The sequence below is a fragment of the Ancylobacter gelatini genome, assembly GCF_022601675.1.
Taxonomy (GTDB): Bacteria; Pseudomonadota; Alphaproteobacteria; order Rhizobiales; family Xanthobacteraceae; genus Ancylobacter; species Ancylobacter gelatini.
In genome coordinates, this window is sequence record NZ_JAKVIL010000004.1 from 364,213 (window position 1) to 376,888 (window position 12,676).

At 66.5% G+C, this 12,676-nt stretch carries 9 protein-coding genes; 3 read left to right on the top strand and 6 right to left on the bottom strand.

Annotation, left to right across the window (positions count from 1 at the left end):
- Nucleotides 1-62: 62 nt before the first annotated feature.
- Entirely contained in the window at nucleotides 63-1,538 is a 1,476-nt protein-coding gene (gene sufB / locus MKI84_RS10040) for a Fe-S cluster assembly protein SufB (protein WP_241619144.1), read from the bottom strand.
- Between the two features lie 100 nt (nucleotides 1,539-1,638).
- Nucleotides 1,639-2,808, bottom strand: coding sequence for a cysteine desulfurase family protein (locus MKI84_RS10045; protein ID WP_241619146.1), 1,170 nt, complete (start codon nucleotides 2,806-2,808; stop codon nucleotides 1,639-1,641).
- A gap of 338 nt (nucleotides 2,809-3,146) precedes the next feature.
- On the opposite strand from MKI84_RS10045, the gene MKI84_RS10050 reads away from it, so the two are divergent.
- Nucleotides 3,147-3,815, top strand: coding sequence for an alpha/beta hydrolase (locus MKI84_RS10050; RefSeq protein WP_241619148.1), 669 nt, complete (start codon nucleotides 3,147-3,149; stop codon nucleotides 3,813-3,815).
- A 91-nt stretch (nucleotides 3,816-3,906) separates the two neighbouring features.
- Here the strand turns inward: MKI84_RS10050 and MKI84_RS10055 are convergent, their stop codons facing one another.
- Nucleotides 3,907-4,293: a hypothetical protein gene (locus MKI84_RS10055; RefSeq protein WP_241619150.1), complete on the bottom strand. Its 387-nt coding sequence runs from the start codon at nucleotides 4,291-4,293 to the stop codon at nucleotides 3,907-3,909.
- Between the two features lie 198 nt (nucleotides 4,294-4,491).
- On the bottom strand, nucleotides 4,492-5,652 hold the full coding sequence (locus MKI84_RS10060; protein WP_241619152.1) for an anhydro-N-acetylmuramic acid kinase: 1,161 nt from the start codon (nucleotides 5,650-5,652) through the stop codon (nucleotides 4,492-4,494).
- An 86-nt stretch (nucleotides 5,653-5,738) separates the two neighbouring features.
- Between MKI84_RS10060 and tyrS the strand changes: the two genes are divergently transcribed.
- Nucleotides 5,739-6,998, top strand: a complete 1,260-nt coding sequence (tyrS, locus tag MKI84_RS10065) for a tyrosine--tRNA ligase (protein WP_241619154.1) — start codon at nucleotides 5,739-5,741, stop codon at nucleotides 6,996-6,998.
- A gap of 142 nt (nucleotides 6,999-7,140) precedes the next feature.
- Here tyrS and MKI84_RS10070 read toward each other — a convergent pair whose 3' ends face one another.
- Nucleotides 7,141-10,728, bottom strand: coding sequence for a DUF3971 domain-containing protein (locus MKI84_RS10070; protein ID WP_241619156.1), 3,588 nt, complete (start codon nucleotides 10,726-10,728; stop codon nucleotides 7,141-7,143).
- 170 nt (nucleotides 10,729-10,898) lie between these two features.
- Between MKI84_RS10070 and MKI84_RS10075 the strand changes: the two genes are divergently transcribed.
- Nucleotides 10,899-11,366, top strand: coding sequence for a peroxiredoxin (locus MKI84_RS10075; RefSeq protein ID WP_241619157.1), 468 nt, complete (start codon nucleotides 10,899-10,901; stop codon nucleotides 11,364-11,366).
- Between the two features lie 91 nt (nucleotides 11,367-11,457).
- Here the strand turns inward: MKI84_RS10075 and prfB are convergent, their stop codons facing one another.
- Complete coding sequence (gene prfB, locus MKI84_RS10080; RefSeq protein WP_241619159.1) at nucleotides 11,458-12,588, bottom strand: peptide chain release factor 2; 1,131 nt, start codon at nucleotides 12,586-12,588, stop codon at nucleotides 11,458-11,460.
- Nucleotides 12,589-12,676 lie beyond the last annotated feature (88 nt).

Genomic DNA, 12,676 nt, shown 5'->3' on the forward strand with positions numbered 1-12,676 from the left:
CGGCATCTTCCGAAGGGCGTCATGCCCGGACTTCAAGCCGGGCATTCGCGTCGTGTCGGGTCTCAGCCCACCGAGCCTTCGAGGCTCACCGAGATCAGCTTCTGCGCTTCCACCGCGAACTCCATGGGGAGTTGCTGGAGCACGTCCTTGACGAAGCCGTTCACGATCAGCGCCGTCGCTTCCTCAGGGTCGAGGCCGCGCTGGCGGCAGTAGAACAGCTGGTCCTCGGAGATTTTCGAGGTCGTCGCCTCATGCTCGAAATGCGCGCTGGAGTTCTTCGACTCGATATAGGGCACAGTGTGCGCCCCGCACTTGTCGCCGATCAGCAGGCTGTCGCAGTTCGTGAAGTTGCGCGCCCCGGTCGCCTTGCGGTGCGCCGAGACGAGGCCGCGATAGGTGTTGTCCGAGTAGCCGGCGGCGATACCCTTGGAGATGATGCGGCTCGACGTGTTCTTGCCGAGATGGATCATCTTGGTGCCGCTGTCGACCTGCTGGCGCCCGTTCGAAATCGCGATCGAGTAGAACTCGCCCTGCGAATTGTCGCCGCGCAGGATGCAACTCGGGTACTTCCAGGTGATGGCCGAGCCGGTCTCCACCTGGGTCCAGGAAATCTTGGAACGGTCGCCCCGGCAGTCGCCGCGCTTGGTGACGAAGTTGAAGATGCCGCCCTTGCCGTCCTTGTCGCCGGGATACCAGTTCTGGACGGTGGAGTACTTGATCTCGGCATCGGCCAGCGCCACCAGCTCGACCACGGCGGCGTGGAGCTGGTTCTCGTCACGCATCGGGGCGGTGCAGCCTTCGAGATAGCTCACATAGGCGCCTTCATCCGCGATGATCAGCGTGCGCTCGAACTGGCCGGTATTGCGCTCGTTGATGCGGAAATAGGTCGACAGCTCCATCGGGCAGCGCACGCCCTTGGGCACGTAGACGAAGGAACCGTCGGAGAACACCGCCGAATTCAGCGTCGCGAAGAAGTTGTCAGTGACCGGGACCACCGAGCCGAGATACTTCTTCACCAGCTCGGGATATTCGCGGATCGCCTCCGAGATCGGCATGAAGATCACGCCGGCCTTCGCGAGCTCCTCCTTGAAGGTCGTGGCCACCGAGACGGAATCGAACACCGCGTCCACCGCGACACGCGAGCCGCCGGCGCTCTCGATGCCGAGCAGCGCGTCGCGCTCGCGCAGCGGGATGCCAAGCTTCTCATAGGTCGCGAGAATCTCCGGGTCGATGTCGTCGATCGAGAGTTGGCTCGGCCGCTTGGGCGCGGAATAGTAATAGAGGTTCTGGTAGTCGATGGCGGGATAGCTCACGCGCGCCCAGTCAGGCTCGCGCATGGTCTGCCAGCGACGGAACGCCTCCAGGCGCCATTCCAGCATCCATTCCGGCTCATTCTTCTTGGCCGAGATGAAGCGAACGGTGTCCTCGTCGAGCCCTTTCGGGGCCTTTTCCGACTCGATGTCGGTGAAGAACCCGTATTTGTACTGATCGACGTCGATAGAGCGGACCTGCTCCACTGTCTCCTGTACGGCCGGCATCGTCTCTCTCCTCTCCCACGCGGGTTCAAGGCCCGCGGGTCAGGTCAACAAGTCCTCGACACGGGACACCGCACGGGCGGCGCCCGGATTGTTTTCGTCCCTATGCGGCGCGCGAGCGACGCAGGAGACCCGGCATCACCCGGCGGAACACGCCAAGCGCCCGGTCGACATCCTCTTCCCCGCTCGACCAGCCGAACGACAGGCGGAAGGCCGAGCGCGCGATGCGCTCAGGCACCCCCATGGCGGACAGCACATGAGAGGGGCCGACCTTGCCCGACGAACAGGCCGCGCCGGCGCTCACCGCCAGCCCCGCCAGATCAAGCGCAATCACCATGGTCTCCGCCGGCACGCCGGGCAGGGACAGGCTCGAGGTGTTCGGCAGCCGGTCGACGTCGCCGACCAGCAGGACAAGCTCGGGAAACTCGCACCTTAGAGCGCTTTCAAGCCGATCGCGCAAGGCAGCGATACGTATTTGTTCTGATTCTAAACTAGCTGCGGCAACCTGCGCCGCCGCCCCGAAAGCCGCGATCGCCGGCACGTTCTCGCTACCCGCGCGCAGCCCGCGCTCCTGCCCGCCACCGCCGATCAGCGCAGCCGGGCGAAGCTCCTCGTCCACCAGCACCAGAGCACCCGCCCCGGGGGCGCCGCCGATCTTGTGCGCGGACACCGACAACAGGTCTACGCCGAGCGCGCGCGCATCCACGCTGATGCGACCGGCGGCCTGCACCGCGTCGCTATGCACCAGCGCGCCATGGCCATGCGCCCGGCGCGCGGCTTCCGCCACAGGCTGCACCACGCCGGTCTCGTTATTGGCCAGCATGATCGACACCAACGCCCGCCTGCCAGCAGCGGAATGGCGCCCCAGCGCCGCCTCCAGTTCGTCGAGGTCCAGCCGCCCGCGGGCGTCGACGGGAAGCACCTCCACCCGGTCGGGCGCAAAACGATGGCCGCGCAGCGCGGCGGAGTGCTCCACCGCGCTCACCAGCAGCACATCAAGCACCTGGTCCTCGCCCCCGCGCTGATAGTGCGGCGTCAAAGCCAGCGCATCGGCCTCCGTGCCGCTGGAGGTGAACACCACCCCGCGCGGCCCCGCCCCGACCAGAGCGGCGACACGAGCGCGCGCGACGTCGATCTCGCTGCGCGCACCGCGACCCTCGCCATGGATCGACGAGGGATTGCCGGTCGCGGCAAAGATTTCGACAACCGCCCGCACCGCCTCGGGGCGAACCGGCGACGTTGCATTGTGATCGAGATAGACGCGTTCGTTCATGTCATCCACGGGCTCGAAATCCGGCCGGCCCACCTAAATGGGAAAAGCCTCGCTGAAGGGGCCGGCCTTTCGGAATGCTTGCAAAAAAGGGCCATCTCCTTCATAGCTTGGCCAACTCTTCTGCTGCCGGAATATATCGTGTCGCACAATTGAATCTGCAACCGATGCAATCCAGCGTAGAATATTAGAATTATTCTAATAAGTTAAGGTCCCTACCCTGTGTCGTCAAGGCGCCGGCGGTAATCAGGAGCCCGGAGGGGACGAGCGCGGATCATCCGCTCGCTGTTTCCAAAGGACCACGATCCGGCCCGCGCCGCACCCCCAAGGTCACGAACTTCATGCCTGAGGTCATTTTTACCGGTGAGAAGGGGCGGCTCGAAGGCCGCTACCAGCCGGCCAAGACGCGCCGCGCGCCGATCGCCATCATCCTGCACCCGCACCCCCAGTTCGGCGGCACGATGAACAACCCGGTCGTCTACAACCTCTATTACCAGTTCGTGAACCGGGGTTTCTCGACTCTGCGCTTCAACTTCCGTGGCGTCGGCCGCTCGCAGGGCTCGTTCGACCATGGACAGGGCGAACTGGCGGACGCCGCCGCCGCGCTGGACTGGGCGCAGTCGATCAACCCGGACGCGCGTGCCTGCTGGATCGCCGGCTTCTCCTTCGGCGCCTGGATCGGCATGCAGTTGCTGATGCGCCGCCCCGAGGTGGAGGGCTTCATCTCCATCGCCGCGCCGGCGAACCTGTATGACTTCTCGTTCCTCGCCCCCTGCCCGTCATCCGGCCTGTTCGTGCATGGCGACAAGGATGCGGTGGTGCCGTTCTCCGCCGTCACCGGCCTCGTCGAGAAGCTGAAGACGCAGAAGGGCATCGTGATCGACCAGCAGACCGTCCCCGGCGCCAACCACTTCTTCGATGGCAAGACCGAGGACCTGATGGAAGTGATCGGCGGCTATCTCGACAAGCGCCTGCCCGGCACCGCGATCAAGAAGATCACCGCGGCCTGAGGGTTCGACCACGGCCTTGCGCCTGCCACCACATACGAAAAGCCCGGCGCTCATCACGCCGGGCTTTTTGCTATGCGGGGGTGGCGCGACCTCAGTTGAGGACGAGACGGACCGGGCTGCTGACCGTGAGACGATCGCCATGGCGGGCGATCTCGACCACACTTTCGGCGGTCTCAACCGCACCGGGAACCGAGAAGCTCACGGCCTGCTCGGGCTGCAGCGTAGCCGCGACGCGGATCGGCGCGCCGCCGGCGACGCTCAGCGTGGCGACGACATGGTAGCCGTCCTCTTCCGAGGTGTAATAGGCCACGCCGTTGACGTAGCCGATATTGATGATCTGCGCCGCTTCGGGGCGAAGGCCTGACGCCTTCTCGTCCGCCCGCGCGGGAGCGAGCAGCGCGATGGCGAGAAGGGCGGCGATCAGGCCGAGCGGGATGAGGTCGCTCACAAGCTCAAGCGGGCGAAAAGACGTGCGCATCTAAGGCTCCACAAGGTTCTGTCCAGGCGTGTTGATTGGGAAGCTGCCTGCCTGGCGAGCCGGACTTCCGGGAGCCCTCAAGATAAGCGAAAAATGGTGCAGCGCATCATTCATGTATGCATTGCACCATTGCATTTCAGGAATATTGGGGCGACTTGTCGCAATATTCAGTTTTTCTGAATCATCGATTCAGATGAATTATGCCGATCCCGATACTGGCCGTTCGTTTCCGACGATCACCCCGCCGGTCATCGGCTCCGGCACCCCGGTGGTGCCGGGAAAGCTCAGCGGCAGACCCCGCAGGCTGCGCACCGCGAGGAAGGCGAAGGCCTGCGCTTCCATATCGTCGGACGACCAGCCGACCTCATCGGCGGTCTCGGTTTTGATGCCGGTGCGCTCGCCCAGCATGCGCAGTAGCGTCAGGTTATGCGCACCGCCGCCCGCAGCGATCATCCGTTCCGGCCGTGCCGGCAGGAAGCGCAGCACGGCCCCGACACAGGCGGCGGTAAGCGCGCTCAGCGTCGCCGCGCCATCCGCCGTGCTCATGCCGGCAAGGCCGCCGTGCTCCTCGACCCAGCCACGGAAATCGTTGCGATCGAGCGACTTCGGCGGCGAGCGGTGAAAGAACGGGTGCCCGAGCAGCCGTTCGATCGCCGCCTCGTCCACCTTCCCGGCTTTGGCGATGGCGCCGTCCTCGTCGAAAGGCAGGCCGGTGCGGGATTTAACGAAGTCGTCGACCAGCGCATTGGCCGGCCCGGTATCGCAGGCGATGGGATCGCGCATGCCGTCGATGTAAGAAATGTTGGCAACACCCCCGAGATTGAGCACCAGCAGCGGCTGGGCCGGTCCGAGACCACGCGCCAGCGCCCGATGATAGACCGGCACCAGCGGTGCACCTTGTCCGCCGGCGGCGACATCGGCGGCGCGCATGTCGTAGACCAGCGTCGTCTTGTCGGTCGTCAGTCCTCGCGCCGCCCGCGCCAGTGCCGGACCGTCGCCGATCTGCACGGTCAGCGCGATTTCCGGCCGGTGCAGCACGGTCTGGCCGTGATAGCCGATCACGTCAACGTCGCGATAGGCTGGGAACTCTTTGAGAAAACTGGCCAGCGCCTGGGCATGGCGCTCGGTCGAGAGCCGCTCGGCGCGCGCCAGAATGCCCGGCCGCGCGTTCCGATCGGTCACCTCCCGCGCATCGGCAATCGCGCGGAACAGCAATTCCCGCGTTTCGGAAGCGTAGACATAGGTCCGCCCCGGCCCGAACAGGCGAATGTCCTCGCCGTCCGTCTCGATCAGCGCGACATCCACTCCGTCCAGCGACGTGCCGCTCATCAGGCCGATGGCTTTATGGAAGGCCGACATCTGCGTTCCTCGGGGTGCTTTCGCTGCGTGAAACTGGTACATCACCGGCCCGCTCCTAAGATCGCGTTGATGATACCGGGCCCGTCATGACCAAGTTCCGTTCCGACTTCCTCCGCACCATGCATGAGCGTGGCTTCGTTCATCAGCTTTCCGATGAATCCGGCCTCGACGACCTGCTCGCCAAGGAAAGCGTGACGGCCTATATCGGCTTCGATCCGACCGCGCCCTCTCTGCATGCCGGCGGGCTGATCCAGATCATGATGCTGCACTGGCTGCAGGCGACCGGCCACCAGCCGGTCTCGCTGATGGGCGGCGGCACCGGCATGGTCGGCGATCCTTCCTTCAAGGAAGAGGCGCGCAAGCTGATGACGGTGGAGACCATCGAGGACAACATCGCCTCGATCAAGCGGGTCTTCGCGAACTATCTCGACTACAGCAGCGGCCCCAAGGGCGGCGCGCTGATGATCAACAATGCCGAATGGCTGCGCGAGCTGAACTATCTCGAATTCCTGCGCGATGTCGGCCGCCACTTCTCGGTCAACCGCATGCTGTCCTTCGACAGCGTGAAGACGCGGCTCGAGCGCGAGCAGTCGCTGTCCTTCCTCGAATTCAACTACATGATCCTGCAGGCCTACGACTTCGTGGAGCTGTCGAAGCGCTACGATGTGCGGCTGCAGATGGGCGGCTCCGACCAGTGGGGCAACATCGTCAACGGCATCGACCTCGGCCACCGCATGGGGACAAAGCAGCTCTATGCCCTGACCTCGCCGCTGCTCACCACCTCCTCCGGCGCCAAGATGGGCAAGTCGGTGAACGGGGCGGTGTGGCTGAACGCCGACATGCTCGGCCCCTACGAGTTCTGGCAGTACTGGCGCAACACCGAGGACGCCGACGTCGCGCGCTTCCTCAAGCTCTACACCACGCTGCCGATGGACGAGATCGCCCGGCTTTCGGCGCTGGCCGGCTCGGAGATCAACGAGGTCAAGAAGATCCTCGCCACCGAGATCACCGCCATGCTGCATGGCCGCGCCGCGGCGGAGGCGGCGGCGGAGACCGCACGCAAAACCTTCGAGGAAGGCGGCGTCGCCGCCGACCTGCCGAGCGTCGAGGTGCCGGCGGGCGAACTTGAGGCCGGGATCGGCGTACTGGCCGCCTTCGCGGAGAAGGCCGGATTGGTCGCCTCCAATGGCGAGGCACGCCGGCAGGTGAAGAGCGGCGGGCTCAAGGTGAACGATGCCACCGTCACCGACGACAAGGCCGTTCTGACCCCGCGCGACCTGACGCCGGAAGGCGTGATCAAGCTGTCCTTCGGCAAGAAGAAGCACGTGCTGCTGAAGCCGGTCTGAGGACCGGCGCGCACGGAACGCGCGGCCTCACGGCGGCCACGCCGGGACGAGGCCGGCACGTTTGAGGCTTGAGGGGGCGACCGCGGGAACGCGTCGCCACCCGCCCGCGCAGCGCCCGAAGGGCGGCCGCCGCCCTTGCAACCTAGCGCGGCGGGATCAGAGCCGGCGGGCTTGGGTCCGGGGCCTGACGGTATTCGAAGATCTTGCGCAGGAAGCCCGGCGCCACGGCGGAGATCGGATTCATGCGCAGGGTCGGCCCGGCCATCGGCCCGACGATCTCGTAGGTCACGCCGACCAGCCCTTCATTGGGACCGCCGCCGAGGAAGAAGCCGAGCACCGGCAGCTTGCTGAACAGGTTGTTCAGCCCGTAGGCCGGGACATAAGTGCCCTGCACCGACATCCGGTCATTGGCGAAATCAAGCGTGCCGTCAAAGGTCGAGCCGATCTGCGGCCCCCAGATCGCGCCCTCGCGGATATTGAGCTGCTCGGCCGAGCGCTGGAACGTGACCTGCAGCTTGTTGAACGCCACCGCCGAGCCCGGCTGGAGCGAGCCGTCGCGCCCGGCCGAAGGCGCCGCCGCGATCAGACGATCGAGACCGGGTTCGCCCCGGATCACGAAATCGCGCATGTTGACGACGCCGCTCTGCGGCGAGCCGTCGCCGGTCGGCGCATCGACATCGATCCACAGATCGCCGCTATAGATGCGCGCATAGAGATTGATGAAGCGCAGCAGTGCGCCGGCATCGGAGGTAGCGACCCGCAGGCGCGGCTTGCCATTGCCGCCGGGGGTCAGTGTCCCCACGACCTTGCCGTCGCGGCCGACCAGCGCCGAAAGATCGAAGGCGCGCAGATTGCCGTCGCGGCGCGACATCTTGAGCGCGGCCTGGCGCATCGCCTCGCCATTGTTACCGGCCACCACGCCAAGTTCGACATCAAGATCGATGTCGAGCGGCTTCTCGTCCTTGCGGCCGGCGATCGGCGCCTCCAGCAGGTTCTTGAGATAGGACCGCGCCTCGATCACCTCGCCGCGCACCACGACGTTCATCACGCCGGAGGCCGCGGAGACCTTCACGCTGGCCTTGTCGCCATCCGACAGTGCGAAGGTCGGCAAATTGGCGCTGACCAGTGAGGCCTTGGAATCGAGCTCCACGGTGCCGCGAATATTGACGCCGCTGCCGGTGACCACGAGGTCGTCGAGCCGGGTGCCGGTGGCGGTCACGGTGGCGCGCGCGGTCAGCCGCGCGGGCTTGCCGGCCGGCTTCGACCAGCCCGGCACCAGCTCGGCGAGCCGGGCGGCGGTCAGGTCGAGGTCGACATCGGCGGTCTTGCCCTTGGACGTAATCGCGCCGGTAAGCTTCACCCCGACCACGCCGGAGAGGCCCGCCAGATCGAGGTTGAGCTTGTTGCGCGCAGCATCGTCCAGCTTGGCCTCGACCACGAACGTTGCGTCGTTGTCGGAGGTGTTGCGCGTGTACTCAAAGCTCGCCGGCGCGCCGCCGAACTTGCCCTGCCCGCGCAGCACCGTCGCCGCCGGGGTGACGAAGGCCCGCACCGTGGCGTCGTCGAGGCGCTGGCCCAAGAACACCTTGTCAGCGCTGAAATCGGTGAGGTCGGCCTCAAAGGAGTAATCGATGTCGCCGGCGGTTATGTTGTCGGACAGCGTGACATTGATCTGCGCCACGCCCTTGATCGCGCCGCGCACCAGATTATGGTCGAACTGGTCGCCGGCCGGACCGCGCAGCGGTGGCATCGAGGCGAGTTCGAGCGCGGCGGCGGCGGGGCCGTCGACGCCGATCTTGAGCTTGGCCGTGGGGCGTGCCGGCGCGGTGTCGGGAACGTCGAACACGCTCTCGGGCAGGTTTATCCGCCGCCCATCCGGCGTGTCCATCGCCGCATTGCTGGCGACGACATGCGCGGTGCGGCCGGTGATCTGAACAGCCACATCGGCGCCCTGGATCAGCGGAAGCTTCGGCACCGGCCGGAACACGCCATTGCTGCCGGCAATGTTGATGGTGAGCTGATCGCCTTCCAGCGGCCGGTCCTTGTTGCCGATCGAGGTGAGCGGCGCATGGACGTTGATTTCCGCCTTGGTCACGTCGCCCGAGATGAAATGGTCATAGACCCAGCGGCGCACCGGCGGGGCGGCCACCACCGGCCAGAGCCGCAGCAGCGAGGTCGCCGTCATCGGCGTCGCGGCAAGCTTGAGGCCCAGGAAGGGCTCCGCAGCACCAAGGTCGAGTTCGGTACTCAGGTTGATCCCGCCCTGTGGGCCCTTGAGCACCGCGTTGTCGACGGTCAGGCGCTGGGCGCGCGGGTCGAAGCGGACATCAAGCGAGATGTCGTCGAGCACCAGCGGCGGCACATTCTCGGCATGGGGCCCGCCGCCGGTGAAGCGGGCATCGGCCTTGGTGACGTGCAGCGTCCAGTCGCCATCCGCCGTGTCGGGCGCATCGATGATGGCGGCCAGGTCAAGGTCGAACGGCCCGGCGTGGATCGCGAGCGGGCTCAGCGTCAGCTCGCGACGCCTCGGATCGACGCTGAAATCGACCGAGACCTCGTCGATGATCATGCGCCCATCCGCATCCGCGCCGACCTGAAACTCTCCCGCACCAGCCACCAGCCGGCCCTGTGTCGCGAGCAGCACGCCCTGCGCGTCGATCGCGGACTTGACCTGGAACGACAGCGGCGAGGTGGCGATCATGGCGGCATCGGCCTTGCCGGCGGCGATCATCAGGTCGCGCGGGGCCAGATCGCGCACCTCGAAGCCGAGGGCCCGCCGGCCATTGGCCAGCGCGCCGACCGTCGCGCGTGCGGACCACGGCCCATCCGTTCCGCCGGCGGTCATGTCGAACATCATGCCGCCCTCCGCCGGGCGCGACACACTGAGATCGATATCGTCGAAGGTCCATTGCTGGCCGCTGACCTCGCTGCGCACCACCAGCACGCCCTCCTTGAGGCCGATATCCGTGAGGTCACCACCGTCGAGCCCGCCATGGTCGATATTGGCGGCGAGCGCGGCGAGCGCATCCAGCCGCAGAGGGCCGAGCGGGGCGGCGTCGGCAAGCGGGGTGCCGGAGGGCGTGGCCGGGCCGGTCTCGGTCGCGACATCCGGCGTCGCCCCGGCATCGGCGGGAGCGGGCGGGGCCTTTTCGGTGAGCGGAGTGGCGACGGACGGGGTATGCAGCGGCTTGCTGCCCTCGCCGGTGGAAATCGTGAGTTCGCCCCTCGCGTTGATCCAGATCGTGAGTTTCACGCCCACGAGATCGATGCGCCGGGGCGTCACCGTCCAAGGGATCAGCCGGTCCTGAAGCTGCACATCGGCCTGCGGGGCGGTGGCGATCACATCTCCGGCGCTGTCGCGCACCGTGATGTCGCTGGCGCGCAGCACCATGCCGCCCTCGCTGGCCCGGTCGGCTGCGATGGCGCCGATCTCCACCGTGCGGCCCTCGCCCAGCCGCGCCTCAAGCGCGCGCTCGACATAGGGCCGCGCGATATCGACGGTGATGGTGCCGGTCACGAACAGGAGGTAGATCGCGAGCACGCCGAGGGCGATGAGCCCGCCGAATCCACCGCACGACCAGCCGCAAATGCGCAGCCAGCGGCGGCGGCCGCGCACCGGCGCCTCGCAGGCGGCCCGAGCGACACGCCGCAACCGCGGACGCTTCACGCCCGTCGGGCGCGTGGCGTGCTTCGGACGGGCGGCAGCCTTGGGCGTAGTCACCTCCTTCATCGACAGCTTGATTCTCCTGCGGGCGACGCCATTCTGCCCGCTCCCCTGGCGGACGGCGACACCTATAAATACGACGCCACTGACAATTAGCTGACGAATTCCGGCTTCAACCGGGATCCCGCATCCCGTGCTACAGCCGATCACCTCAAAAACCGACGAAAGGAAGGCAGATGGCGACGATCGACGTGGGCGCACCGGCTCCCGACTTCACCCTAACCGGCGATGACGGCCACCCCATCAGTCTTTCCGCGCAGGCCGGCCACAAGGTCGTGCTGTACTTCTACCCCAAGGCGGGAACCGAGGGCTGCACGCTGGAAGCACATGATTTCAACAGGTTACGTGACGAATTTGCGGCCGCCAACACCGTCGTGATCGGCATTTCCGCCGATCCTGACAAGGCGATTGCCCGTTTTCGCACCAAGAACGGCCTCGCCTTCCCGCTCGCGGGCGATACCGAGCACAAAGTTCTGACCGCCTATGGCGTCTGGGCGGAAAAATCCATGTATGGCCGCAGCTTCTGGGGCGTGGTGCGCACCACGCTGCTGATCGATACCGACGGGCGCATCGCCCGAATCTGGCCAAAGGTGAAGGTCGCCGGCCATGCCGAAGAGGTGCTGGCCGCCGCGAAGGCGCTGTGACCGGCGGCCGACTCACCTCGCCGCAGTCGTCATCCCGGGCGGCAGAAGGCCGCCCCGGGGGGTGATGACGAACGGGACGCGCGCCCGGCCTTCAGTCCACGTCGTCGATGCTGGCCGGGCCGCCGCCATAGGCGCGCTGGGCCAGCGCCGCTTCCATGAAGGGATCGAGGTCGCCGTCCAGCACTTCCTGCGGGGTGCCGGAGGTCACGCCGGTGCGCAGGTCCTTCACCAGCTGGTAGGGCTGAAGCACATAGGAGCGGATCTGGTGGCCCCAGCCGATATCGGTCTTGGCGGCCTGGTCAGCGGCGGCCTGCGCCTCGCGCTTCTTCAGCTCCATCTCGTAGAGTTTGGCCCGGAGCATTTCCCACGCCGTGGCGCGGTTCTTGTGCTGCGAGCGGTCGCCCTGCGCCACCACGGCGATGCCGGTGGGAATGTGGGTGAAGCGCACCGCCGATTCGGTCTTGTTGACGTGCTGGCCGCCGGCGCCGCCCGAGCGCATGGTGTCGATGCGCAGGTCGCTTTCCTTGATGTCGACCACGATGCGGTCGTCGATCACCGGATAGACGTCGACGCTGGCGAAGGAGGTCTGGCGCCGCGCGTTCGAATCGAAGGGCGAAATCCGCACCAGCCGGTGCACGCCGCCCTCGGTCTTCAGCCAGCCATAGGCGTTGTGGCCCTTCACCAGAATGGTCGCGGATTTCAGCCCGGCGGTTTCGCCCGCGCTCTCCTCGATCAGCTCGACCTTGAAGCCGCGCCGCTCGGCCCAGCGCGTGTACATGCGCAGCAGCATCAATGCCCAGTCCTGGCTGTCGGTGCCGCCGGCGCCGGCATGGACTTCGAGGTAGCTGTCATTGGCATCGGCCTCGCCCGAGAGCAGAGCCTCGAGCTGGCGGCGGGCGACCTCGCCCTTGAGCTTGGCGAGCGCGCCGGCGGCCTCGGTGACGATGCTCTCATCGCCCTCCATCTCGCCGAGTTCGATCAGTTCCACATTGTCGTTGAGTTCGCGCTCGATGCGCTCCAGCGAATTGAGCCCGTCCTCCAGCGTGCCGCGCTCCTGCATCAGCTTCTGCGCGCGCTCGGGGTCGTTCCACAGGTTCGGGTCCTCGGCGAGCGCATTCAGCTCGGCAAGTCGGGCCTTGGAACGGTCGAAATCGATGTGCTGCCGCAACAGGCCGGCGGCTTCCCGGATTTCGTCGACGCTCGCGGCGAGCTCGGCGCGCATGATGGTCACTCTCGTCAAGGGAGGCAGAAGGCGGCGGAAAATAGAGAGGATGCGCCAAGCTGTAAACCGCCCTCCTGCGCGCGTCCCC